Annotated in this window: 22 protein-coding genes and 6 pseudogenes; 22 read left to right on the top strand and 6 right to left on the bottom strand. The window is 53.3% G+C overall.

All coding sequences use genetic code 11. The features are described 5' to 3' along the window. The first annotated feature begins 127 nt into the window (after positions 1–127). The 11 genes from EH206_RS19890 to EH206_RS19840 all read left to right on the top strand — a co-directional run bounded on the left by EH206_RS19890 (position 128) and on the right by EH206_RS19840 (position 11484). Positions 128–1315, top strand: a complete 1188-nt coding sequence (locus tag EH206_RS19890; protein WP_009114579.1) for an isochorismate synthase — start codon at positions 128–130, stop codon at positions 1313–1315. Beyond that, on the top strand, positions 1312–2937 hold the full coding sequence (locus EH206_RS19885) for a (2,3-dihydroxybenzoyl)adenylate synthase (RefSeq protein WP_009114578.1): 1626 nt from the start codon (positions 1312–1314) through the stop codon (positions 2935–2937). Before EH206_RS19890 ends, EH206_RS19885 begins: the two co-directional genes overlap by 4 nt. Beyond that, a complete protein-coding gene (locus tag EH206_RS19880) occupies positions 2934–3812 on the top strand; it encodes an isochorismatase (RefSeq protein ID WP_009114577.1) in 879 nt (292 codons plus the stop codon). The genes EH206_RS19885 and EH206_RS19880 overlap by 4 nt, the downstream gene beginning before the upstream one ends. Further along, entirely contained in the window at positions 3809–4567 is a 759-nt protein-coding gene (dhbA, locus tag EH206_RS19875) for a 2,3-dihydro-2,3-dihydroxybenzoate dehydrogenase (RefSeq protein WP_009114576.1), read from the top strand. The genes EH206_RS19880 and dhbA overlap by 4 nt, the downstream gene beginning before the upstream one ends. 256 nt (positions 4568–4823) lie before the next feature. Then, on the top strand, positions 4824–6413 hold the full coding sequence (prfC, locus tag EH206_RS19870) for a peptide chain release factor 3 (RefSeq protein WP_009114575.1): 1590 nt from the start codon (positions 4824–4826) through the stop codon (positions 6411–6413). Positions 6414–6892: 479 nt separating this feature from the next. Then, positions 6893–7507, top strand: a complete 615-nt coding sequence (osmY, locus tag EH206_RS19865; protein ID WP_009114574.1) for a molecular chaperone OsmY — start codon at positions 6893–6895, stop codon at positions 7505–7507. A gap of 144 nt (positions 7508–7651) precedes the next feature. Continuing rightward, the gene (locus EH206_RS19860; RefSeq protein ID WP_009114573.1) at positions 7652–7813 is read left to right on the top strand and encodes a DUF1328 domain-containing protein; all 162 of its coding nucleotides are present in this window, start codon (positions 7652–7654) and stop codon (positions 7811–7813) included. A 151-nt stretch (positions 7814–7964) separates the two neighbouring features. Then, complete coding sequence (locus EH206_RS19855; protein WP_009114572.1) at positions 7965–8153, top strand: CsbD family protein; 189 nt, start codon at positions 7965–7967, stop codon at positions 8151–8153. A gap of 108 nt (positions 8154–8261) precedes the next feature. Next, the gene (locus tag EH206_RS19850; protein ID WP_040344142.1) at positions 8262–9071 is read left to right on the top strand and encodes a TatD family hydrolase; all 810 of its coding nucleotides are present in this window, start codon (positions 8262–8264) and stop codon (positions 9069–9071) included. A 315-nt stretch (positions 9072–9386) separates the two neighbouring features. Further along, positions 9387–10664 (top strand): NupC/NupG family nucleoside CNT transporter, encoded by a 1278-nt coding sequence (locus tag EH206_RS19845; RefSeq protein WP_009114570.1) that lies wholly within the window; start codon positions 9387–9389, stop codon positions 10662–10664. 103 nt (positions 10665–10767) lie between these two features. Next, entirely contained in the window at positions 10768–11484 is a 717-nt protein-coding gene (locus EH206_RS19840; RefSeq protein WP_009114569.1) for a 4'-phosphopantetheinyl transferase family protein, read from the top strand. 74 nt (positions 11485–11558) lie between these two features. Here EH206_RS19840 and EH206_RS19835 read toward each other — a convergent pair whose 3' ends face one another. After that, entirely contained in the window at positions 11559–12257 is a 699-nt protein-coding gene (locus EH206_RS19835; protein ID WP_009114568.1) for a LexA family transcriptional regulator, read from the bottom strand. A gap of 283 nt (positions 12258–12540) precedes the next feature. Here EH206_RS19835 and EH206_RS19830 point away from each other — a divergent pair, with 283 nt between their 5' ends. The 3 genes from EH206_RS19830 to EH206_RS19820 all read left to right on the top strand — a co-directional run bounded on the left by EH206_RS19830 (position 12541) and on the right by EH206_RS19820 (position 15416). Continuing rightward, on the top strand, positions 12541–13239 hold the full coding sequence (locus EH206_RS19830; RefSeq protein ID WP_009114567.1) for an antitermination protein Q: 699 nt from the start codon (positions 12541–12543) through the stop codon (positions 13237–13239). 243 nt (positions 13240–13482) lie between these two features. Then, positions 13483–13821 carry a phage holin, lambda family gene (locus tag EH206_RS19825; protein ID WP_009114566.1) on the top strand — a complete coding sequence of 113 codons (339 nt, stop codon included), beginning with the start codon at positions 13483–13485 and terminating at the stop codon, positions 13819–13821. Between the two features lie 281 nt (positions 13822–14102). Next, the gene (locus tag EH206_RS19820) at positions 14103–15416 is read left to right on the top strand and encodes a glycoside hydrolase family 68 protein (protein ID WP_009114565.1); all 1314 of its coding nucleotides are present in this window, start codon (positions 14103–14105) and stop codon (positions 15414–15416) included. An 81-nt stretch (positions 15417–15497) separates the two neighbouring features. Here the strand turns inward: EH206_RS19820 and EH206_RS19815 are convergent, their stop codons facing one another. Further along, entirely contained in the window at positions 15498–15647 is a 150-nt protein-coding gene (locus EH206_RS19815; RefSeq protein WP_083832804.1) for a YfaZ family outer membrane protein, read from the bottom strand. 167 nt (positions 15648–15814) lie between these two features. Here EH206_RS19815 and EH206_RS19810 point away from each other — a divergent pair. The 8 genes and pseudogenes from EH206_RS19810 to EH206_RS19775 form a co-directional block, all read left to right on the top strand. Beyond that, a pseudogene (locus tag EH206_RS19810) lies at positions 15815–17394 on the top strand (glutathionylspermidine synthase family protein). Positions 17395–17588: 194 nt separating this feature from the next. Next, a pseudogene (locus EH206_RS23475) lies at positions 17589–18120 on the top strand (gfo/Idh/MocA family oxidoreductase); the annotation flags it as partial. A gap of 36 nt (positions 18121–18156) precedes the next feature. Then, positions 18157–18705, top strand: coding sequence for a YdcF family protein (locus EH206_RS19800; RefSeq protein WP_009114564.1), 549 nt, complete (start codon positions 18157–18159; stop codon positions 18703–18705). Between the two features lie 117 nt (positions 18706–18822). Further along, positions 18823–19098, top strand: a complete 276-nt coding sequence (gene frmR / locus EH206_RS19795) for a formaldehyde-responsive transcriptional repressor FrmR (protein ID WP_009114563.1) — start codon at positions 18823–18825, stop codon at positions 19096–19098. 34 nt (positions 19099–19132) lie between these two features. Continuing rightward, positions 19133–20242, top strand: a complete 1110-nt coding sequence (frmA, locus tag EH206_RS19790) for an S-(hydroxymethyl)glutathione dehydrogenase (RefSeq protein ID WP_009114562.1) — start codon at positions 19133–19135, stop codon at positions 20240–20242. Positions 20243–20286: 44 nt separating this feature from the next. After that, positions 20287–20685 carry a VOC family protein gene (locus EH206_RS19785; protein ID WP_009114561.1) on the top strand — a complete coding sequence of 133 codons (399 nt, stop codon included), beginning with the start codon at positions 20287–20289 and terminating at the stop codon, positions 20683–20685. A gap of 64 nt (positions 20686–20749) precedes the next feature. Continuing rightward, positions 20750–20950, top strand: a pseudogene (locus tag EH206_RS19780) (alpha/beta hydrolase-fold protein); the annotation flags it as partial. A gap of 4 nt (positions 20951–20954) precedes the next feature. Continuing rightward, positions 20955–21149: pseudogene (locus EH206_RS19775) on the top strand (proline dehydrogenase family protein); the annotation flags it as partial. Positions 21150–21151: 2 nt separating this feature from the next. Here EH206_RS19775 and EH206_RS23235 read toward each other — a convergent pair. The 4 genes and pseudogenes from EH206_RS23235 to EH206_RS19745 form a co-directional block, all read right to left on the bottom strand. Then, positions 21152–21940: pseudogene (locus EH206_RS23235) on the bottom strand (transposase); the annotation flags it as partial. Positions 21941–22011: 71 nt separating this feature from the next. Continuing rightward, positions 22012–22083, bottom strand: a pseudogene (locus tag EH206_RS19755) (transposase domain-containing protein); the annotation flags it as partial. Positions 22084–22264: 181 nt separating this feature from the next. After that, positions 22265–23512 (bottom strand): crotonyl-CoA carboxylase/reductase, encoded by a 1248-nt coding sequence (gene ccrA / locus EH206_RS19750; protein ID WP_009114559.1) that lies wholly within the window; start codon positions 23510–23512, stop codon positions 22265–22267. A 150-nt stretch (positions 23513–23662) separates the two neighbouring features. Next, complete coding sequence (locus EH206_RS19745) at positions 23663–24094, bottom strand: PaaI family thioesterase (RefSeq protein WP_009114558.1); 432 nt, start codon at positions 24092–24094, stop codon at positions 23663–23665. Positions 24095–24117 lie beyond the last annotated feature (23 nt).

Genomic DNA, 24117 nt, shown 5'->3' with positions numbered 1-24117 from the left:
GGCGGACGTTGTCGCCCGGTATCCGTTAACGTCAGCCAAAGAACGTATTCATTAACGCAATCCCCTTGTTAACAGAAATAATAATCCCATCAACCGGTTATTATTCAACGAACATAAGGAATATATCTTGTCTACGCTATCTGCCACACCTCCACATCTGGATGTCAGCGAACTGCAGAACGACGATTTTCTTTTTCTGTCGCCGGGTAAAAGCCTGCATGCGCGCGGGTGTTATGCGGCGCTGGACTGTCCGGTGGATAGTGGCGCGGCGCTTGACGGCCATTTTCAGCAGCAATTGCGTCAGCTTTTCGCCCGGGCGCAGCGCGATGGAATAGCCAACCCGCTGATCGTCGGGGCTATCCCGTTTGACAAAAGAAAACCCGCCAGCCTGTTTGTTCCCCAAGACAGCCGCTGGTTTTCGCGTGATGCCCTGGCGGATATTGCGTTGAAAGAAGAACCGCTGCGCATCCGGCAACTGCATCAGATCCCCGCCCATGACGTTTTCTGTTGGATGGTGTCCGCCGGCGTCAATGCCACTCGTAGCGGCGCGCTGAATAAGGTGGTGCTTTCGCGTCTGTTGGAGATTGAAACCGATCGCCCGCTGAATTCCATACATCTGCTGCTGTTGCTCAATCGGCAAAATCCCGGAAGTTATAATTTCCATGTGCCGCTGGCGCAGGGGGCGCTGCTGGGGGCCAGCCCGGAACTGCTGCTGCGCCAGCAGGGCAAGGTGGTGACTTCACAACCGCTGGCCGGCTCGGCCCGGCGCAGTGACGACCCGGCGGAAAACCGTCGTTTGCAGCAGTCGCTGATGCGTTCAGATAAAGATCGCCATGAACACCGGTTAGTCATCGATACGATGCGGCAGACGCTGGCTTCCCGCTGCCGCGCCTTGCAGATACCGGAAACGCCGTCACTGCTGGCGACGCCTGTGCTGTGGCATCTGGCGACCAAAATTACCGCCGAGGTCGACGATGCGCGGGAAAACGCACTCTCTATGGCCTGTCTTCTCCATCCCACCCCGGCGCTGTGCGGTACGCCGTTCCAGGCGGCGCGTTCCCTGATCGCCTCCCTGGAACCCTTCGATCGCGGGCTGTTCGGCGGCATCGTCGGCTGGTGCGATGCGCGGGGCAACGGCGAGTGGGTGGTCACCATCCGCTGCGGCGAAGTACGTGACAACCGGGTGACGCTGTTTGCCGGCGCCGGCATCGTGCCGGATTCGCAGCCGGTTTCCGAATGGAACGAAACCGGCGTGAAGCTGAGCACCATGCTCAACGCCTTTGGGATAACCAACGATCGGGAGTGTGTCGCATGAACATTGAATTCAACCGCTGGCCTGCAGCGCTGGAGCAGCGCTATCGTGAGCGCGGCTATTGGACCGACCGGCCGCTGGGCGATATTCTCAGCCGCCACAAAGACAACGATGCGCTGGCGCTGATCGACGGCGATCGCCGTTTCAGCTATCGCCAGCTAAACCACAGCGTCAACCGCCTGGCGGGCGCGCTGACGCGGCGCGGCGTGCGGCGCGGACAAACGGCGCTGGTGCAGTTGGGGAATATCGCCGAATTTTACCAGACCTATTTCGCCTTGCTGCGTATTGGCGTGGTGCCGGTGAACGCGCTGTTCAACCATCAGCGCAGTGAATTGAGCGCCTATGCGCAGCAGATCGCGCCGGCGTTGCTGATCGCCGATCGCGGCCATGAGCTGTTCCAGGACGATAGGTTTATTGCGACGCTGCAACAGAGTCACCCTTCTTTACAACAGATCATACTGCGCGGCGACGGCGATCCTGAGCGCGATTTGCACCATCTGCTGCAGGAAAGCGGGGATGATAATCTTTCCTCGCCGACGCCGCCGGACGAGGTGGCGTTTTTCCAACTATCCGGCGGCAGCACCGGCACGCCGAAACTGATTCCCCGTACCCATAACGATTACTACTACAGTATCCGCGCCAGCGTGGATATTTGCCGTTTTGACGCCCAAACCCGCTACCTGTGCGCCCTGCCGGCCGCCCATAACTACCCGCTGAGTTCGCCGGGCGCGCTGGGCGTGTTCTATGCCGGGGGAACGGTGGTGATGGCGAGCGACCCCAGCGCGACCCACTGTTTCCCGCTGATTGAACGGCATCGGGTTAACGTTACGGCGCTGGTGCCGCCGGCGGTAAGCCTATGGCTGGAGGCGGTCGCGCTGGCCGGGCAGCGCACGGCGCTGCACAGCCTGGAATTATTACAGGTCGGCGGCGCGCGGCTGAGCGAAGCGCTGGCCCGGCGCATTCCCGCCGAACTGGGATGCCGGCTCCAGCAGGTGTTCGGCATGGCGGAAGGGCTGGTGAACTACACCCGTCTGGACGACGACGATGAGCGTATTTTCACCACCCAGGGGCGTCCCATCAGTACAGATGACGAAGTCTGGGTGGCCGATGCCGCTGGCAACCCTCAACCGCGCGGACAGGCAGGGCGCCTGATGACCCGCGGCCCCTACACCTTTCGGGGCTATTACCGCAGTCCGCAGCATAACCGGCAGGTATTTGATGAACAGGGTTTCTACTGCTCCGGCGATGTGGTGATCCAGCGCGAGGACGGCTACTTGCAGGTGGTGGGGCGGGAGAAAGATCAGATTAACCGCGGCGGCGAAAAGATTGCCGCCGAGGAGATTGAAAACCTGCTTTTACGCCATCCTCAGGTGATCAACGCCGCGCTGGTGGCGATTCCCGATCCGATGATGGGGGAAAAGAGCTGCGCTTTCGTCGTTTGCCGGGAAGCGATCAAATCCGTGGCGCTGCGCCGTCATCTGCGCGAGCAGGGCATTGCCGATTACAAATTGCCGGATCGTTTTGCAAGCCTGCCTGCGTTACCGGAAACGCCGGTGGGTAAAGTTGATAAACAGCGTTTGCGCGAGATGGCGCAGCAGCTTATCCCGCAGGAGAGTCATCCATGAGTATTCCCAAACTGAATAGCTACCCTCTGCCGTCGGCGGACGCGCTGCCCGACAACAAGGTGAACTGGCCGCTGGAAACGGCGCGGGCGGCGTTGCTTATCCACGATATGCAGCGCTATTTTCTTAATTTCTGGGGGGAGAACAGCCCGCTGACCGCCCGGCTTATCGACAATATAGCGCGCCTGAAAAAGTTTTGCCGTCAGCACGGCATTCCGGTGTTCTACACCGCCCAGCCGAATAATCAGAGCGCCGCCGACCGGGCGTTGTTGAACGATATGTGGGGGCCGGGGCTGAATAACTATCCCGAACAGCAGAACATCACCGACGCCCTGACGCCGGAGGGCGCGGATACCGTGCTGGTGAAATGGCGCTATAGCGCGTTTTTGCGCACCGACCTGGAACAACGGCTGCGCGACGCCGGTCGCGATCAACTGATTATATGCGGCGTTTACGCCCATATCGGCTGCCTTACCACGGCCAACGATGCTTTTATGCGCGATATTAAGCCCTTTATGGTGGCCGACGCGCTGGCCGATTTCTCCCTGGAGGAGCATATGATGGCCCTGCGCTATGGCGCCGGCCGCTGCGCCCGGGTGGTCGCCACCGACCAACTGGTAGCGGATGAACCCGCTGCGCAAGGGTACGGAAAATTCCGTCTGCGGGCGGAGCTGTTGCCGCTTCTGGATGAGGATTGCGGCGAGGTGGACGATGACGAAAACCTGCTGGATTACGGGCTGGACTCCGTACGCATCATGTCGCTGGCGGCGCGCTGGCGTCAGCAGGGCCACGATGTGGATTTCGTGGCCCTGGTAAAACGCCCGACCATCACCCACTGGCTGACATTGCTGGCGCAGCCGCAGCGGGAGGAAGCATGAGCGCCCGCTTTGATTTCAGCGGCAAACAGGTATGGGTAACCGGCGCCGGTCGCGGTATCGGCTATGAAACGGCGTGCCGCTTCGTAGAGGCGGGGGCCGGGGTGGTGGGGTTTGATCTGGCGTTCCCGGATACGGCATTGCCTTTTACCCCCTGCCAACTGGATATTCGCGACGCCGCCGCCGTTGCCGAGCGTTGCGGCGCGCTGCTGTCGCAAACGCCGCGGCTGGATGTGCTGGTCAACGGCGCCGGTATTCTGCGTATGGGGGCGACGGAAAAGCTTAGTCAGCAGGACTGGCAGGATTGCCTGGCGGTCAACGCGGGCGGCGTATTCAATCTGTTGCAGGCGGCGATCCCGCAGTTTCAGCGCCAGCGCGCCGGGGCCATTGTGACGGTGGCGTCCAATGCCGCGCACGTTCCCCGCGTGGGCATGGCCGCCTACTGCGCGTCCAAGGCGGCGGTGCGCAGCCTGTGTCTGACCGCGGGGCTTGAACTGGCGCCGTATGGCGTGCGCTGCAATCTGATCTCGCCGGGCTCGACGGACACCCCCATGCTGCGCGGCATGTGGGCGTCGCCGGCGGGGGAGCAGTCCACCATCGACGGTTTTCCCGAGCAGTTCAAACTGGGTATTCCGCTGGGGAAAATCGCCCGTCCGCAGGATATCGCCGACGCCATTTTGTTTATGGCGTCCGATGTTGCCGGCCATATCACGCTACAGGATATCGTTATTGACGGCGGCGCTACTCTGGGCGCCTGAACCGACGCCGCCGCGCACGTCATAAGCCCGGCCTTTGTCGTCAACCTTGTCGCCGTTGCGGCGGCGTGAAGCCGCCCTGCGCGTTGTCCACGCAGGGCGCAATTTCCGCCGCTTGCAGTTCACTGATTGTGTATCACCGTTAAATCAGGGAAAATACCCGGCTTACGATTTAATTCCCGCTTCGCCTGACGCTGACATCGGTATGATTTTGACTTGATGCCGACGCCGGGTGGCTAACAGAAGAAACCTGAAAATCATGTCTCCAAGTGAATACGCCCGCGAAGTCGCGAAAAGACGAACTTTCGCCATCATTTCCCACCCCGACGCCGGTAAAACCACCATTACGGAAAAAGTGTTGCTGTTCGGGCAGGCGATCCAGACCGCCGGTACGGTAAAAGGGCGTGGTTCGAGCCAGCATGCGAAGTCCGACTGGATGGAGATGGAAAAACAGCGCGGTATCTCCATTACCACTTCGGTGATGCAGTTTCCCTATCATGACTGTCTGGTCAATCTGCTGGATACCCCGGGGCATGAAGACTTCTCCGAGGATACCTACCGTACGCTGACGGCGGTGGACTGCTGTCTGATGGTGATTGATGCGGCGAAAGGGGTGGAAGATCGTACCCGTAAGCTGATGGAGGTAACGCGCCTGCGCGATACGCCGATCCTGACGTTTATGAACAAGCTGGACCGCGATATCCGCGACCCGATGGAAGTGCTGGATGAGGTGGAAAGCGAGCTGAAGATCGCCTGCGCCCCCATCACCTGGCCGATTGGCTGCGGCAAGTTGTTCAAAGGGGTTTATCACCTCTATAAAGACGAGACCTATCTTTACCAGAGCGGTAAAGGCCATACGATTCAGGAAGTGCGCATCGTAAAAGGGCTGGATAACCCGGATCTGGACGCGGCGGTGGGTGAAGATCTGGCGCAGCAACTGCGTGAAGAGCTGGAGCTGGTGCAAGGGGCATCCCATGAGTTTGAGCTGGATGCTTTCCTGTCCGGCGATCTGACGCCGGTGTTTTTCGGTACCGCGCTGGGCAACTTCGGCGTCGACCATATGCTGGATGGGCTGGTCGCCTGGGCGCCGGCGCCGATGCCGCGTAAAACCGATACGCGCCAAGTAGTGGCGGCCGAGGAAAAATTCACCGGTTTCGTGTTTAAAATTCAGGCCAATATGGACCCGAAACACCGTGACCGGGTGGCGTTTATGCGCGTGGTGTCCGGCAGGTATGAGAAAGGGATGAGGCTGCGTCAGGTGCGTACCGGCAAAGACGTGGTGATTTCCGATGCGCTGACCTTTATGGCGGGCGACCGTTCTCACGTTGAAGAGGCCTATCCCGGCGATATCATCGGCTTGCATAACCACGGCACCATCCAGATTGGAGATACCTTTACCCAGGGCGAAGAGATGAAATTTACCGGTATCCCGAACTTTGCGCCTGAGCTGTTCCGCCGCATACGCCTGCGCGATCCGTTGAAACAGAAGCAGTTGCTGAAAGGCCTGGTACAGCTGTCCGAAGAGGGGGCGGTGCAGGTATTCCGTCCGCTGACCAATAACGATCTTATCGTCGGCGCGGTAGGGGTATTGCAGTTTGACGTGGTGGTCGCCCGCCTGAAGAGCGAATACAACGTGGAAGCGCTTTATGAATCCGTCAATGTCTCCACCGCGCGCTGGGTCGAGTGCGCCGATGTGAAAAAGTTTGAGGAGTTCAAACGCAAGAACGAACAGCATCTGGCGTTGGACGGCGGCGACAATCTGGCTTATATCGCGCCGACGCTGGTCAATCTTAACCTGACGCGGGAACGTTACCCTGAAGTCGAGTTCCATAAAACGCGCGAACATTAATCCGCGCTGTATAAATCTCACGCCGTTTGGCGTGAGATTTGAACACCCGGCCGGGTCATGAATAAATCATGGCTGGTGCGGGTGTTTTTTTCAATTTATGATTATTTATCATCTGGTTCTCTCTATCGTCAACGCATGTTATGCCTGAAGAGCATGCCACAGACAAATCTGAATTCCCCTGGGTTGCGCCTCTTTTATCGATATTCCCCTGTGATTTTGACCATAGTGGTCTATAGTTAACAACGTGTTAAGTGTTTTAGTTTGTTTAACTGTTGACGAGATCTAAGGTGGTTCATTGTTTTATTTTTATATGAATTAACAATGTATTGCTCCGTTTTTTATCATTTAAATGACATAAACGACGAGCAATAAGTTAACAAGCATAACGGCAATATTCTGAATAGCATTCGTAATCACCGCGTTAACGTGGACCGCGCCGCCATGCGTCGGGCACATAAAAACATAAAGGGAAGAAATCGATGAAAAAGACCAAATTTACACAGTCACTGCTGGTGGTCGTACTGGGTTCTATTCTGGCTGGCGGTAGTGCGCTGGCGGAAGATACGGTGGGACAAAAAATACAGCGTATAGCAAGTACTACTGGTGAAAAAATCGATAGTTCCGCGGACAAAGCGTCCGGCTATGTAAGCGACAGCGCAACCACGGCCAAGGTAAAAAGCGCGCTGCTGGAAGATAAGGCCATCAAAAGCGGCGATATCTCCGTGGCCACCACTAACGGGGTGGTTACCCTGAGCGGCTTCGTCAGCAGCCAGGAGGTCTCGGCCCACGCGGTGCAAATCGCCGGCAGCGTGGAAGGGGTGAAGTCTGTCAGCGACAAGCTGCAGGTTAAAGACAGTGCGTCGCAGTCTGTCGGCGCCTATGCCGATGATGCGGTAATCACCAGTTCGATCAAAGCGAAGCTGCTGGCGGACGACATCGTCCCTTCCCGTAAAGTGAAGGTGGAAACCCATGCGGGCGTGGTACAGCTTAGCGGTACCGTCGACAATCAGGCTCAGGCAGAACGCGCTGAAAGCGTCTCCAAAGCGGTCGACGGCGTTAAAAGCGTCAAAAATGATTTGACGATCAAGTCGTAACGTCAGGCAAGGGGCAGAGTTGTCCGCTCTGGCCGGATAACCTGCCATAACCGGTAAAAAACAGCACCAACCACCGTGTGGATACGCAATCCGGATGTTTTTCGATTGCCGTCACGATTTTCAGTTTTCTGGTAAGGAGAGCGTATGTTTCGTTGGGGTATTATCTTTTTAGTGATTGCGTTGATTGCCGCGGCACTGGGGTTTGGTGGCTTGGCAGGGACGGCAGCGGGAGCGGCTAAAATCGTCTTTGTTGTCGGGATTATTCTGTTCCTGGTGAGTCTGTTCGCCGGTCGAAAACGACCGTAGCCAGATTCCTGATAACCTCAGGCGCTGGTGGTAAGATAAATAACGCCAAAGGCTGAAAATAGGACGGTCACACCATGTGGCTGTCATATTTATCCGGCATACTGTGTTGATGGTATTTGCTTAACTTCGAACGTTTATCAGGAGGGGTATGATGAATAGTGACATCGCTGTTGGCAAATGGAAACAGTGGAAAGGGAATTTCTGGTCCCTATGGGCCGAATGGTTTGACAGTGACTGCGCCTGGCTGGAAGGAAACCACGGTTATTTATCCGGCGTACTGCAAGAAGGTTACGGAAAAGAGCACGAAAAGGTATCCTCGGAGAAGACGGTTTTACACTGAGGGTAAATAGCTTGGAAACGCGTATTTTTGTTGCCGGTTTGCTGGCGGCAGCGAAGGATGTGCCGCGACAGATCGATTATCCCTGTCAAGTTTATGGCGCTTGAGCCTATGCTTACCGCACCCCCCGCCATACCTCATCATTTTATTGATACCCACTGCCATTTCGATTTTCCGCCGTTTAGCGATCGTGAGCTGACAAGCCTGCGTCTGGCTGCAGAAGCGGGTGTCGAACGTATTATTATTCCTGCCGTTGCGGCGCGCTACTTTGAACGCGTGCTGGCGTTGGCCGCTAACCATCCGCCCCTCTATGCCGCCCTTGGGTTGCATCCGCTGTATATTGCCGATCACCGCGACGCAGACCTGGAGCTGCTGGAAGACCGCCTGCGGCAAAGTCCGGCCAGGCTGACGGCCGTGGGAGAGATTGGGCTGGATCTGTATATGCCGGAGCCGCAGTTTGAGCGGCAGTGCGCGCTGCTTGGCGCTCAGCTTAAGCTGGCGCAGCGCTACGATCTTCCGGTTATTCTGCACTCGCGGCGCAGCCACGATCGGCTGGCGCAATTATTGCGCCGTAGCGAGGTGCCGCGCACCGGCGTGATCCACGGTTTTTCCGGCAGCCTGGAACAGGCGCAGGCTTTTATCCGCCTCGGCTATTATATCGGCGTCGGCGGCACCATTACCTATCCGCGGGCCAACAAGACGCGTCAGGCGATCGCCCGTTTGCCCCTCGCCAGTTTGTTGCTGGAAACCGATGCGCCGGATATGCCGGTTTGCGGCTACCAGGGAGAACCAAACCGCCCGGAGCGGATAAACCAGGTTTTTCAGTCGCTGTGCCGGTTAAGGCCCGAACCCGCCGTTGATATCGCGGCCGCGATGTATCACAACACCTGCCGACTGTTCGCATTGCCGCCGCACAGGTAGCGCAGTTCGGCCTGCTAATTGTTTTCAAGACGCTTTCTGTCACTACGCATTGCGAAATAGCCAACGTTAATTCTTATAATAGTGATAAAAATGTGATGAAGATCACTATTATATGTTTTCGGTTGTTCGGTGTTGTATGAATTTGTGACATAAATTGGCCTCTGTTCAGATCCTGCCTTTATAATCGGCTCCACCGATAGAGGCCGTTTCCGGTCTTGTCGGGCTATCGGTTGCTTGTTTTTATGGCGATTGATGGTAATCACCGTTTTTGGTCGGCAAAAAATTATTGTTATCTCGCGCTAAAGGGAACTTCACATGCAACTCTTTATGAGTCTCATCGGCATGGCGGCACTGGTATTATTTGCAGTCCTGCTTTCCAGCAATCGGAAAGCCATCAGTCTGCGCACGGTACTGGGCGCTTTCCTTCTTCAGATCGGTATTGGCGCATTGGTGTTATATGTTCCGTTAGGACGCCGGGTGCTGGGCGGCATGACGGAAGGGGTGGCGAACGTCATTTCCTATGGCAATCAGGGCGTATCTTTTATGTTCGGCGGCCTGGTTTCTGACAAAATGTTCGAAGTATTTGGCGGCGGCGGATTTGTTTTTGCGCTTCGCGTACTGCCTATTATCGTTTTCTTCTCATCGCTTATCGCCGTGCTCTATTACATGGGCGTGATGCAATGGGTGATTCGGCTGCTTGGCGGCGGGCTACAGAAATTGCTGGGTACGTCGCGCACCGAATCACTTTCCGCCACGGCGAATATTTTCGTCGGTCAGACGGAGGCGCCCTTGGTGGTTCGTCCGTATATCGCCAATATGACCCAGTCGGAATTATTCGCCGTGATGTGCGGCGGTCTGGCATCCATCGCCGGTTCCGTCATGGCTGGCTATGCGCAGATGGGGGTGCCGTTGGAATACCTGATCGCGGCTTCCTTTATGGCGGCTCCCGGCGGTCTGTTGTTTGCGAAACTGATGGTGCCGGAAACCGAGAATACCCATGACCGCGATGAAATCAGCGGGTTTGTCGATGCGGAAGACAAACCGGCCAACGTTATCGACGCCGCTGCCAGCGGGGCGGCTTCCGGTATGCAGCTGGCGCTGAACGTGGGCGCCATGCTGCTGGCGTTTATCGCTTTGATCGCCTTGCTTAACGGTATTCTCGGCGGCGTCGGCGGTTGGTTTAACTACCCGCAGCTGTCGCTGGAGCTGATTTTAGGCTGGCTGTTTGCGCCCGTCGCGTTTTTGATCGGCGTGCCCTGGGATGAAGCGGTGCAGGCCGGCTCATTTATCGGCCAGAAGCTGATCGTCAACGAGTTTGTCGCCTACATGAACTTCAGCGAATATCTGAAAGCGGACGACGTGGTCGCCGCCGCCGGCTTGCAGGTGTTATCCGATCAAACCAAGGCGATTATTTCATTCGCACTTTGTGGGTTTGCTAACCTGTCATCGATAGCTATCCTTATTGGAGGATTGGGCAGTATGGCGCCGAACCGGCGTCAGGATATTGCCAGGTTTGGTTTGAAAGCGGTAACCGCGGGTACGCTTTCCAACCTGATGAGTGCCAGCATCGCAGGGTTTTTTTTAGCATTGTAACGGTGCTTGGTTAAGTGATGATGGGCGGGAGTCGCCCATCATTCATGGATGGTTAAGGTGCTGGATCGCCCGGGGAGTAATTCTCCTTCAAGAGTAAAGTGACATGCTTTCTGTTTTTATTGATGATGTTGAATGGATAACGTTCCCGCAGGCAAAGGATGGCGCCATTTATCCTGGTTTTTGCGCCCGCAGTCATTTCCGTTTATCAGCTTATACCGACGAGCTGTTTACCGCGGCTGATATGCCATTTTCTGATGAGCTGGCGCGTTCCGTGCCGAAACGGCGCGCCGAGTTTCTGGCCGGCCGCTGTTTGGCTAAACAGGTGCTGGTCAAGCTGGGGCACCCGAATTTTGTTCTGTCCAGCGCTAAGGATCGGTCACCGCAATGGCCGGAAAATATCGCCGGCTCCTTAAGTCATAATACGGATAGCGTATTGTGTGCCGCGCATATCCGCAGTCCCGAGCTTTCCGGCGTTGGGGTGGATATCGAGACGTTTATGTCGGCGAAACGCGCCGAGTCGCTGTGGCCGGGCATTGTGGACGAAGATGAGTATCACTGGCTACGCGCCCAGGCTGATGAGTTTCGCTGTTTGTTGACGTTAAGTTTTTCCGCTAAAGAGAGTCTGTTTAAGGCGTTGTATCCGCAGGTTAAGCGCTATTTCGATTTTGTGGATGCAAGAATGGTCGCGCTGGATAGCGTCAGCCAGGCCTTTGAGCTGGAGCTACTGACCGATTTAACGCCGCAGTGCTATGCGGGGCGCCGTTTCCGTGGGACCTACCTGAAAAGAGAGCACGATGTAACGACCTTTCTGTGCTGTTAAAAGGGGGGCGCAAAAACGAACGGCGGCAGGCGGTACGGCATGTTCCGACACGGCCTTTCTCTTGCGGGGGGGACTTACACCAGCGCGGATACCCACCACACGCGGCCAATAACGGCCAGTTCGCCGTTGATGATCTGCTTCTTGGTCACCACCTCGTCTTCATAGAGCGGGTTGTAAGAACGCACGATGATGCTGCCATCCGGCCGCTTGATCAGCGCCTTGACGCGTTGCAGTTCACCCATGCGGATGGCGTACATTTTGCCATCGCGGATTTGCCTGTCCGACAGGTTGACGGCGACTTTATCGCCGTCCGACAGCTTGGGCTCCATACTGTCGCCCATCACGGTAACCACGCGGGTATCTTCCACCTGAATACCAAGCCGTCTTAACGTATGGGCGCGAAAGGGAAGAGCGTACACTTCGTCTTCATCAATATCATATGCGCCCCCTCCGGCCGATAGCCTGACACCCAACAATGGAACCTCCACAAATTCGTCATCATCATTATCAATGCTCTCCCACTCGGTAACATGCAGGCGGGAGGCCTTGAAATTACTGCTTTCCGGTTTCGGCTGGCCAATGCCGTTGAGCAACCAGTCCAGTGAATAACCCGTTTTTTCATTGATGGCCTGAGCGGATTCACGGCTCAGCGTTCCACGTTTCAACCAGTTATTCACTGTCTGGGGTGAGGTACCCACGATTTCGGCCAAATCCTTTTGCTTCATTCCCTCTTCGCGCATCAGATAGCGCAGGCGCTCGGTTAGCTCTGTCATTTTCACCAACTTAAAAATAAACACTGTGTGGATTTATTCGTTGTATTGTTGATTTCAGTTGACTATAGTCTGCTTTACAGATAATAAAATCAACAAAAAAATGACTGAATTTTGACTTCCAGAGCAGCAGGGAACAGTGACGGGATGGCCGCGTACCGCGGCCGTGCGACATAATTTAACGGTAAGATCGAAAGGAAAGACCTTATGGAACGTAAACCGACACTACGTCCGTTGCGAGAACGGCCAGGCTGCCTGCGCCGGCCTGCTATATGGAGGTATCGCGATGAAGATTGAATATGCGCTAAGCTTGTGCGGCCCGAAGTCAGCCTCATCAATGTTTACCTGTCGGGAAGCGCCGCCGCCGTCCGTTTACCGGGCGCAAGACGGCGGCGGGCCCGTCAGCCGGGCCAGGAGCGGCAGCACCGCTTCACGGGGATCGCGGGATGGATACAGCGAGATTTTGCTGGCGCTGGGAGTGGTTCAATCACATGAGGCATTGGGGCTTAGCCTTATTTTTGCCAAGTACAACAAAGATGCCGCAGAAAAGCGCAAGGCGGTAGAAGGGATTGCCCGTATCGGCATGAAACGGGCGCCAAAGCTGGTGGCGATAGCCGCCGGACGCCAGATGGCGAACTGTATACTGTTGCTGGCGAAAATGGCGGTGGAGGAGTACGGCAGGACCGCGGACGATCCGCAAGCCCGCTGCCGTTGCCGGGGACGGGGAAAAGTGACCGATCTTGTCGCCTCGCGCGTAGCGGGGACGACAATAGAGAAAGTCTGCCCGCGCTGCGGCGGCAGCGGTATGAAACCGGTAAAATCCGCGACGGCATATAAAGTGATTAAAGCGCTGGTGCCTGAGTTAACGCAGCGCACATGGTCACGAAATTGGAAGATATTTTATGACTCTCTTATTACCCAGTGTTATCAGGAAGCTATGGCGGCAGAAAAACTATTTTCCCTGATTACCTCGCCGCAACAATAAAGCGCGAGAGATAAAATTAAAATTTTTTTAAATTAATACTTGCACTCTTGTCCAAAACTGGCTAGATTTATTTCCATAATGGCGATGTAGTGATTGGCACATCGAACAATAAACATATTATCAAGCCTGCCGCGAGCAGGCTTTTTTTATTTTAGCCCCGGGTAACTCCGGGGCTTTTTTATTAGTGGCGGTTTTATGAGAAATTTCCTATTGGCTTAATCCATTCTGGAGGGACGGATAAATATGCAAAATAATTTCTTCAGCTGGGCAGGAATTTATGAATTAATACACGCCTGGTGGCGCGGAGATGTTCCCGCCGGTGGTGTACTGCTGTCCATTTTTATCGCCATATTACGCGTGGCGTACGTCGGCGGAAGCTGTCAGCGCATGTTGCTGGAGGGCGCGCTGTGCGGGGCGTTGACCCTAACGGCGGTGGCGTCGCTGGAGTATTATTCGCTGCCCAAAACGCTGGTGCCGGCGTTGGGGGGCATGATCGGGTTTATCGGCGTCGAACAGCTTCGTCGCGGGATATTGCGGTTTTTCAATGACCGTATCGGGAATGATGAAAAAACCAGGAAATAAACTTATCAGGTAATTCTGGTTACTTTATGAGTTATTTTATTATAGCTATTTTTTTGACTTTTTATAAAGGAGGTGTGGACGCTGGATTATTTGATAAACGTGATATAAAGTGATTTTTTATGTTGTTGAATTCCCATGATGAATATATCCCGTTATATTGACGGGAGGGGCGTTGCGTGCCTGTTATCATGTGAAAATTATCCAATTAAAAGAAAGCGGTAGCCAGAAAATAAAATCTATTGATCTGGCCCGCTTTTATTTTTTATAAAGAGAGAAATATTATGAGTGAACTATATCAAGCTAAAAGTGAAACAAGAAGCACCATTACCAGTTCCCTTAAAGGAATTCAGCCGTACAAGCCGACAAAGGCGACAATCTGGTCGCGGGCCGATGCGCTGAAGGTCAATGAATACGACCCGACCACCACCCAACCGCTGGTCAGCGGGGATTTCCCGGTGATGAGCGATGAAGTGTTTATCTGGGACACCATGCCGCTGCGCGATATTGACGGCAATATCGCCTCGGTTAACGGCTGGTCGGTGATTTTCACCCTGACCGCCGACCGTAACCCGACTGCGCCGGAGTATCAGGACGAACAGGGCAATTACGATATCACCCTCGACTGGAACGATCGCCACGGCCGGGCAAAAATGTACTTCTGGTATTCACGCACCGGCAAAGACTGGATCATAGGCGGTCGCGTAATGGCCGAAGGGGTGTCGCCGACCGCGCGCGAATGGGCCGGTACGCCGGTTCTGTTGAACGAACGCGGCGAAATTGACCTGTATTACACCGCCGTAACGCCGGGCGCGACCGTCGTCAAAGTGCGCGGTCGCGTAGTGACCACGGAAAACGGCGTGGAAATGGTAGGCTTTAAAAAGGTGAAAAGTCTGTTTGAGGCGGATGGCAAAATGTACCAGACCGAAAGCCAAAACCCGTACTGGGCTTTCCGCGATCCCTGCCCGTTCCGCGATCCGAAAAGCGGCAAGCTGTATATGTTGTTTGAAGGCAACGTTGCCGGGGAGCGTGGCTCGCACGTGGTCGGTCCCGACGAACTGGGCGATGTGCCGCCGGGCTACGAGGATGCCGGTAATTCCCACTTCCAAACGGGCTGCATCGGTATTGCGGTGTGCCGCGACGAGGATGGGGATGACTGGGAACTGCTGCCGCCGTTGATTACCGCCGTCGGCGTTAACGACCAGACCGAACGTCCGCACTTTGTTTTCCAGGACGGAAAATATTATCTGTTCACCATCAGCCATAAGTTTACCTATGGCGACGGTCTCACCGGGCCCGACGGCGTGTACGGGTTCGTCAGTGAAAACCTGTTCGGGCCTTACGTGCCGCTGAATGGTTCTGGCCTGGTGCTGGGGAATCCCCCTTCACAGCCTTACCAGACCTACTCGCACTACGTTATGCCCAACGGTCTGGTGACGTCCTTCATTGATTCGGTGCCGACGGGTGAAGACAGCTATCGTATCGGAGGAACCGAAGCTCCCACGGTATTGATCAAACTGAAAGGCGCACAGACCTTCGTGCTGGAAGAGTTCGATTATGGTTATATTCCCCCAATGATTGATGTTAAGGTGGAATAATCATCACCAGGGGCGGCCGGCGCCGCCCCTGGTGTAAGGTTGTTGGATATAACCAGAAGCAGTACTGGATAGTAGCCAGACTTAGAAACTTACTTTGCCGCCGATATAAGGCCCGTCAATCAGACGTTCATTGGCGCGGGAATTTTTTCCATCCATACCGATATAACGGTAACCGGCTTTCAACGTTAGCGGGCTGGCCGGCGACCAGTTGAATCCGGCATCCGCATCCACATAGTTTTTAGCGCTATTGCTTAATTGGCGCGGCGCGTTATGGGCGCCATTATCCTATCGAATGAGTGCTATCATAGTCCCACCTCTGTCGGGTATTGCCTGGACGGGATAAATAGAGGGAGTTTCTACCGCCAACTGTCCGGGCTGCATTAATTTGAGCTCAGGCAATGAGCAAAGGAACAACAGACAGTGACGCTCCATTCGGCATGTTGTTGGGGTACGCGCCGGGCGGCGTAGCGATTTATTCATCGAACTACAGAAGTTTGGACCGGCAAAATATGCCGGGCGACGTCTCGTTTCGCAGCTATATCGACAACGAATATATGGGGCATAAGTGGCAGTGCGTCGAGTTCGCCCGCCGTTTTCTGTTTTTGAACCATGGCTTCGTCTTTACCGACGTCGGCATGGCGTATGAAATCTTCTCTCTGCGTTTTTTGCGCCAGGTCGTTAATGACAATATCCTGCCTTTACAGTCCTTTGCCAACGGTTCTCTATGCCCGCCGGTAGCCGGCGCGCTGCTGATCTGGCAAAAAGGCGGCGAATTTTACCAGACGGGCCACGTGGCGGTAATCACCCAACTGGTGGGCAATATCAACCAGGATCCCTATCAATATTTCACTATCACCGAATGCGCCGAGCAGGAACCGGTCAAGGCGACCAATGAGCTGCATCTGATGTATTTGCACGCCACCGATAAGGTGATGAAAGATGACGATTTGCTGGCGCTTTTTGATATCCCCAAAATTCTCTGGCCGCGTTTACGGCTCTCCTGGCAGCGGCGCCGGCACGATATGATCACCGGGCGCACGGACTTCTGCATGGATGAGCGCGGTCTGAAAGTCTATGAATACAATGCCGATTCCGCTTCCTGCCACACTGAAGGCGGGCTGATCCTCGAACAGTGGGCCCGTCAGGGATATCCCGGCAAAGGGCATAACCCAGCGGAAGAGTTGCTCGGAGAACTGACCGGCGCGTGGAAGCACAGCCTGGCGCGGCCTTTTGTCCACATCATGCAGGACAAGGATCTGGAAGAGAATTACCACGCCGGGTTTATGCAACGCGCCCTGACGCTGGCCGGCTGGTTAACTGCGTCTGGAAAACCTGGGCCTGGGAGACCGTTATTGAACAGGTGCGCGAGGTCAGCGCGGCCGAATTCGCGGCGGTGCCGATCCGTACCGGCCATCCGGATAATGAGGTACGGCTGATCGACGTGCTGATGCGTCCCGAAGTGATGGTCTTTGAGCCGCTGTGGACGGCGATCCCCGGTAATAAAGCGATTCTGCCGGTGCTGTGGTCGCTGTTCCCGCATCATCGCTATCTGCTGGATACCGATTTTGCGGTGAACGAAGAGCTGGCGAAAACCGGTTATGCGATCAAGCCGATTTCCGGGCGCTGCGGGAGCAACATTGATCTGGTCAGCCACCACGATGAAGTGCTGGATAAGACTTCCGGCAAGTTCGTCAATCGGAAAAATATCTACCAGCAGCTGTGGTGTCTGCCTAATGTCGCCGGGAAGTACATTCAGGTCTGTACCTTTACCGTCGGCGGCAATTATGGCGGCGCCAACCAACGCACATTCGAAAAACGCGGTTATTCCGATGCGTTTAATGCACAGATAGTACAGGGGATTTTCGACTATTGCGGCGCGCCGGTGGCGACCGCTGAAATTCTGCTGATGCCGGAGCTGAAAACACCGGACGCCTGTCTGGAGGCGGCGCGTAATATTGGAGACGTTATTTTTCGGTAATAGTAATAGATGTATTGCTGGTGACATTTCAGAGGGAAATTAATGAGATTTAAGCCCGTTGGTAATGACAAAACGAAATGCGGGAGAACAACTTATTCTGCGATTCACTATATAACATTGCCGCTGCTAAATAGTTCTTGTCGCAAGTTTCATTTTCCATCAATTTATCACGACAACCTGGATTCTTTCACGTTCAGCTGCGCAAGGCGCTGCTGAACTACTGCCAGTTCTCTTCGCGCTATCCCAGTTATCTGGCCGGCGAGAATCCCAATACGTTCAATCCGGCTTTTTCCAACGGTTCCATCATGGACATAGGTTTTTACTGCCTGGCCTTTGCCGTCGCTTTGTGGAGGAGACTGAGCAGAGTGCTGGCAAGCGCTACCCTGCTGGGTTGACGGACTTGGCAGCGTAATTCTGGACTATGGTGATTTCTATGTAACCATCATCCACTCTAAAGTTAGCCACACGGCCATTGCTAGCGAAATCCAGGGAGAAGAGGGTGAGCACTTATCCGAATGTCAACGTGTTACCCTTGTCATGAGAGACGGTAGCCGGTGTGAACTCGGTCAATCGCCTATGGTGTCTGAGGCGGAAACTTTTGCCTCACTGGTAAATTCGCGTAACGTTGAACATCCAGGGTTGGAGCATTCACGGATCGTGGCAGAACTACTGACGGAAATTCGTCGTCAGACCGGGGTGGTCTTCCCCACCGACCATGTCAGGTGAGGGCGACGTTGCGGAAGTTGATTGCTAGGGGGAAATATGAACGCCGAAGGTTTAGCCTCATCGAGGTTTCCTGCAATGCCTGAAGATGTCATTGCTGCCATAAATGTCATCGCCTCTTGGCTTGCTGTTGATGATTTTTCTTCTCGTCGAGATAAAATAATTGCTGACGCCATTATTTTGGCCGGTAATGAGGTATTAACCACCATCGACGGCGCTTGTTTATTGGCGAAAAAGCATGATATTCCTCTGATTCTTTCCGGCGGTATTGGTCACTCCACTCCTTTACTTGCCGCGGCTATTGAAAAGCATCCTCGTTATCGAGAGATAGATACTGGTAATCTGCGTTCAGAAGCCGCCTTTTTTTATGATATTGCAACCAGATTTTGGGATTTGCCCGATAAACGGATTTTTCTGGAAGATACCTCACGTAATACGGGTGAAAATGCGAAATTCACGCGCGCGTTGTTAGAAAAGATACAATTAAAACCGCAGCATATTGTTCTTATTCAAGATCCCTTATTACAGCGCCGGACTTACGCCACGTTTTGCCATGTATGGTCGGATGCGGTCAAAACTTCACATTAACCATTTCAGTTTTGCTGATATTTACAACGTTCATCGCCATATACTATAGATGAGTATACATTGACATGTAATATATACTCATCTATAGTATATTAGGCGCAAACATGAGGTAAAAAGATGCCCAGTACTCCGGAAGAAAAAAAGAAGATCCTTACCCGGGTCCGCCGTATTCGCGGCCAGATTGATGCCTTGGAAAGAGCGCTGGAGAATGGCGCTGAATGCCGTGCCGTTCTCCAGCAGATAGCTGCTGTCCGTGGTGCGGCTAACGGCCTGATGGCTGAGGTGCTTGAGAGCCACATACGGGAAACCTTTGACCAGAATGACAGTTACAGCCACGAAGTCAGTAAATCTGTTGACGATACCATTGAACTGGTCCGTGCCTATCTCAAATAACTGATACCGTTACCAGATTGAGGAGAAACAGTCCATGAAATCACGTGCCGCCGTTGCATTTGCACCAGGCAAGCCCTTGGAAATTGTTGAAATTGATGTTGCGCCACCCAAAAAAGGTGAGGTGCTGATTAAAAATACCCACACAGGCGTCTGCCATACCGATGCTTTTACCCTTTCCGGAAATGACCCTGAAGGCGTCTTTCCGGTGGTCCTCGGGCACGAAGGGGCCGGAATTGTTGTTGAAGTGGGAGAAAGTGTCACCAGCGTTAAGCCGGGTGACCATGTTATTCCGCTTTACACCGCCGAATGCGGGGAATGTGAGTTCTGTCAGTCCGGAAAAACCAATCTCTGTGTGTCAGTTCGTGAGACCCAGGGCAAAGGCCTGATGCCTGATGGCACAACCCGTTTTTCTTACAACGGTCAGCCGCTCTACCACTATATGGGATGCTCGACCTTCAGTGAATACACCGTAGTGGCTGAGGTCTCCTTGGCTAAGATTAATCCAGAGGCAAATCATGAGCATGTCTGCCTGCTGGGCTGTGGTGTGACCACAGGTATTGGCGCTGTCCACAATACGGCAAAAGTGCAGCCGGGTGACTCCGTTGCCATTTTTGGTCTTGGCGCAATAGGCCTAGCTGTAGTCCAAGGGGCTCGTCAGGCGAAAGCTGGACGTATCATCGCTATCGATACCAACCCGGAAAAATTTAACCTGGCCAGACAGTTCGGCGCCACTGACTGCATTAACCCGAATGACCATAATAAACCCATCAAAGATGTTCTTCTGGATATCAACAAGTGGGGTATCGACCATACCTTTGAATGTATCGGTAACGTCAACGTTATGCGTGCCGCGCTGGAAAGCGCTCACCGGGGATGGGGGCAGTCCGTAGTTATCGGTGTAGCTGGTGCTGGCAAAGAAATTTCCACACGCCCGTTCCAACTGGTAACAGGTAGAGTCTGGAAAGGCTCTGCTTTCGGGGGAGTGAAAGGCCGTACACAACTACCTGGCATGGTTGAGGATGCCATGAAAGGCGACATCGAGCTTGAACCGTTTGTGACACATACGATGAAGCTGGATCAAATTAATGACGCTTTTGAGTTGATGCATGAAGGCAAATCTATCCGGACGGTTATTCATTACTGAGTTCCGCCGGGTTCTGAATACACCACAACTGAAGGAAGTTAACTATGGCAACACCTGTAATTTCTGGCGACGGCATTTTTTCGCATGTGTTCATAGGCGCGTCCGATGTCGAAAAATCCTCAGTATTCTACGATGCCGTTCTTGGTACTCTTGACATCAAAAATCTCGGACCTTTCGGCAATGGCTGGGTACTTTATGGCCGCGAAAAACCGGCATTCATTATCGCGCGACCGGGCAACGGTGAAGTGCCCACCGGCAATGGCGTGACGATCGGCTTCGCTGCCGCCAGTCCGGAAGAGGTTGATGCATTCCATGCCGCTGGTCTTGCGCATGGTGGTACTGACGAGGGTCTCCCTGGTCCTCGCGACCATTTGCCTGGTGCCTATGCTGCCTATCTGCGTGATCCGGCCGGTAACAAAATCACGGCCTACACGTTTATCTGACTTTTATTTGTCCTGCTTCCTCCCCTGACTCCGGTCAGGGGGATTAACCGTGAGACAATGGATGATGGAACTCATTGAACAGCATGCCAGCTTTGGTGGCTGGCAAAACGTGTAGCGGCATTATTCACATACATTGAATTGTGAAATGAATGTCGGCGTGTATCTCCCTCTCAAAGCAGAAGCAGAAAAACCGCCGGTACTGTACTGGCTTTCAGGTCTGACCTGCACCGAGCAGAATTTCATCACCAAGTCTGGTGTGCAGCGTTAGCATCGCGCCGTTTTTTGCCACGCATAACCAGGACAGCCTTGCGCTGGTTATGCAGAGCGAACCGTTGCGCGCGGCACGCACCTGGGTGGGGCAGCTTTACGGACTCGGAGGTCATATTACTTATTCGCTATTGCAAACCGGCTTTCGTGTATGCAAATACCTGCCTTATAGCCCGCTCGACAAGTCGTTGCCGTACTAATCCTGACGCCATTCACTGATGGTTTTCCTGGCATGACTGACGTCGCTGAACCAGTGTTCATTCAGGCATTCATCGCGAAAGCGTCCGTTAAAACTCTCAATAAATCCGTTCTGTGTCGGCTTGCCGGGCTGGATAAGCCGCAGCTCCACGCCATGCTCATAAGCCCACTGGTCAAGTGCTCTGCAAGTAAACTCCGGCCCCTGGTCAGTTCTTATCGTAGCCGGATAGCCGCGCAACAGCGCAATGCTGTCCAGAATACGCGTGACCTGCACGCCTGAAATCCCAAAGGCAACAGTGACCGTCAGGCATTCCTTCGTGAAGTCATCCACGCAGGTAAGGCACTTGATCCTGCGACCGGTGGCCAATGCGTCCATGACGAAATCCATCGACCAGGTCAGATTGGGCGCCGCCGGGCGGAGCAGCGGCAGGTCGACAGGGACAAACCTGTGAGCCTGCAGGCACGACGTGCGACAGACCGGTCGCATCACACATCAACACCACAGCTTCGCGCTTCTGGTTTGTCGTCAGTACTTTCGCCCAAGAGCCACCTGAAGCGCCTCCTTATCCAGCATGGCTTCGGCAAGCAGCTTCTTGAGTCTGGCGTTCTCTTCCTCAAGCGACTTCAGGCGCTTAACCTCAGGCACCTCCATACCGCCATACTTCTTACGCCAGGTGTAAAACGTGGCGTCGGAAATGGCATGCTTACGGCAGAGTTCACGGGCAGAAACCCCGGCTTCAGCCTCGCGGAGAATACTGATGATCTGTTGGTCGGAAAAACGCTTCTTCATGGGGATGTCCTCATGTGGCTTATGAAGACATTACTAACATCGGGGTGTACTAATCAACGGGGAGCAGGTCAGATACACCAGACCATCATTTCCAGAGGAAGGCGGCGTTTGCGCAGGGTGACCGTGCCGGACTCAGCAAGGCAAAGGCATTTATTACTGTCTTTAATTTTTTTTTATAAATACACTTTTTAGGTTTGATTCATCTATTGTGATGGTGTTTTTTTGATAATAAGCTCTCCTTGCCTCCTCTCGGAAGGAGAGCTTATTAAAGTATAAAATTTCTTATTATTATTCAATAGCGTTATCCGCTTTTCATTTTTTCGCTTAATGACTGTGTGCAGGTATGTTTTTCTCATCATGAGAAATACTTGAACCGAGTTTTGGAGCTGTTGCGTTAACCAATACTGCCGCATTTCCGAATATTCCTCCGTTTAATAGCTCTTGATGTGCATATGGTATTTCATCAAAACGGAATACTTTATTCATGGTGGGTATGATCTTTTTTTGATTAACGAGATGAAGAAACTCATTACATTCTCGGATATTGGCGTAGTGAGAACCTTGTATTCTTTTCTGGTGCATCCATAAATGGCGCACGTCAAAGTCACAATTATAGCCAGAGGTTCCTCCCACCGTAACTACCATGCCAGAGTGATCGCAGATTTGCAGTGATGTCGGGAAAGTATCTTGCCCGGAATGTTCAATAACCAGTTTGGGCAGTTCTTTTTTTCCTAAGGCTTTGAAGAAGTCACGTCTGAAATTGGCGAATGCTCTGGACCATGACGCATGTTCATCCGATGTGACATCGGGAAGCCGGCCAAAATGTGAGTATTTTTTCCTGACAATATATCCCACTGCGCCCAGATTGCGAACATACTCTCCTTTCTCTTCGCTTGAGACAACGGCGACGGGAAGTCCGCCTAGAGCCCGCACGATTTGTACCGATAACGATCCTAAACCGCCAGCGGCTCCCCATATGAGAACGGGATCTCCTGGCCTTACGTTATTTGGCGTCCAGTGTGTGAGCTGTTTGTAGGCCGTGGGACCATTGAGCATCAGGGTCGCGCTCTCTTCCCAGGTCAGAAAATCAGGCTTGGGAAAGCATTGATAGTCTTCTACGATGGTGAATTCTGCAAAAGATCCGTAATTTTTTTCATAGCCGTAAATTTCCTGGCTACGGGTAAACATCGGATCGTTCGAGAGGCGTGATTCAATCGACGTCGCATCATAGACCGAGCAGGAGACCACAACTGGATCACCGATACTAATGTGACTGACATTATGACCAACAGCATAAACAATACCTGCCGCTTCTGAACCGCCAATATGAAACGGCTCGGCATCTTTGTTCCTTTTACGGCGGGCTGAGATAACATCGACAGGTTTTCCTAATGCCGCCCAAACATTATTATAATTCAATCCTGCAGCCATCACCTTAATAAGAACCTGATTCGGCGATAGTTTCGGAATACTGACAGTTTCCTGTTGAATTGCATTAATAGGTTCGCCATAACGTTCTGGGCGGATCAGATAAGCTTTCATATCTTGAGGAACTAAATAATTTGTTGTCATACTGAACTCCTTCTCGAAGCGAATAAATCTATTAATCTGTTGTTACACCAGATCGAATTGGTGGCATAAATAACCTGTAAAACGCCATTGCTGGCGTTTTACTAATACGCTTAAATAGAACTTTTCAGTTGAATGTTAGTTAGCACTCTGTCATGGTTTTATCTCAGTTGCCTTACTCTTTAAAACAATGCCTGTTCCTGTGGCGCAAACGCCACCACGTGCGCTGATTAATGTGGCTGAAACAAACGCGACGTTGTTATTTTTGTTATCAATGCGTGCCTCTATTCTGCATGGTTTTTTACGGATGATACGTAAAATTTTTACTGAAAGTTCAATTACTCCCGCAGGTTCTCGACCAAGAGCATTAAAACCACATAAGCCTATCGCTGATTCCAGAGCAGCACTGATTACGGCACCATTCATACCAAGCGAAGTCAGTACGCCAAAGCCTCCTTGATGGCAGGGGTTATTGTCATTTATTTCCATAACAATGGCATCGCCCTTTATTTCAATAATGCTAAATCCCAATACTTGGAATAAAGTAGATCCATTGAAAAAAGAGGCTAGGTCATTTTCAGACATATCATTCTCCTGCTTAAAGTTAG

The organism is Brenneria nigrifluens DSM 30175 = ATCC 13028, from assembly GCF_005484965.1.
GTDB classification, from domain to species: domain Bacteria; phylum Pseudomonadota; class Gammaproteobacteria; order Enterobacterales; family Enterobacteriaceae; genus Brenneria; species Brenneria nigrifluens.
The sequence above is the reverse complement of the archived record's forward strand: the minus strand, read 5'-3'. Positions and strand labels throughout refer to the sequence as shown.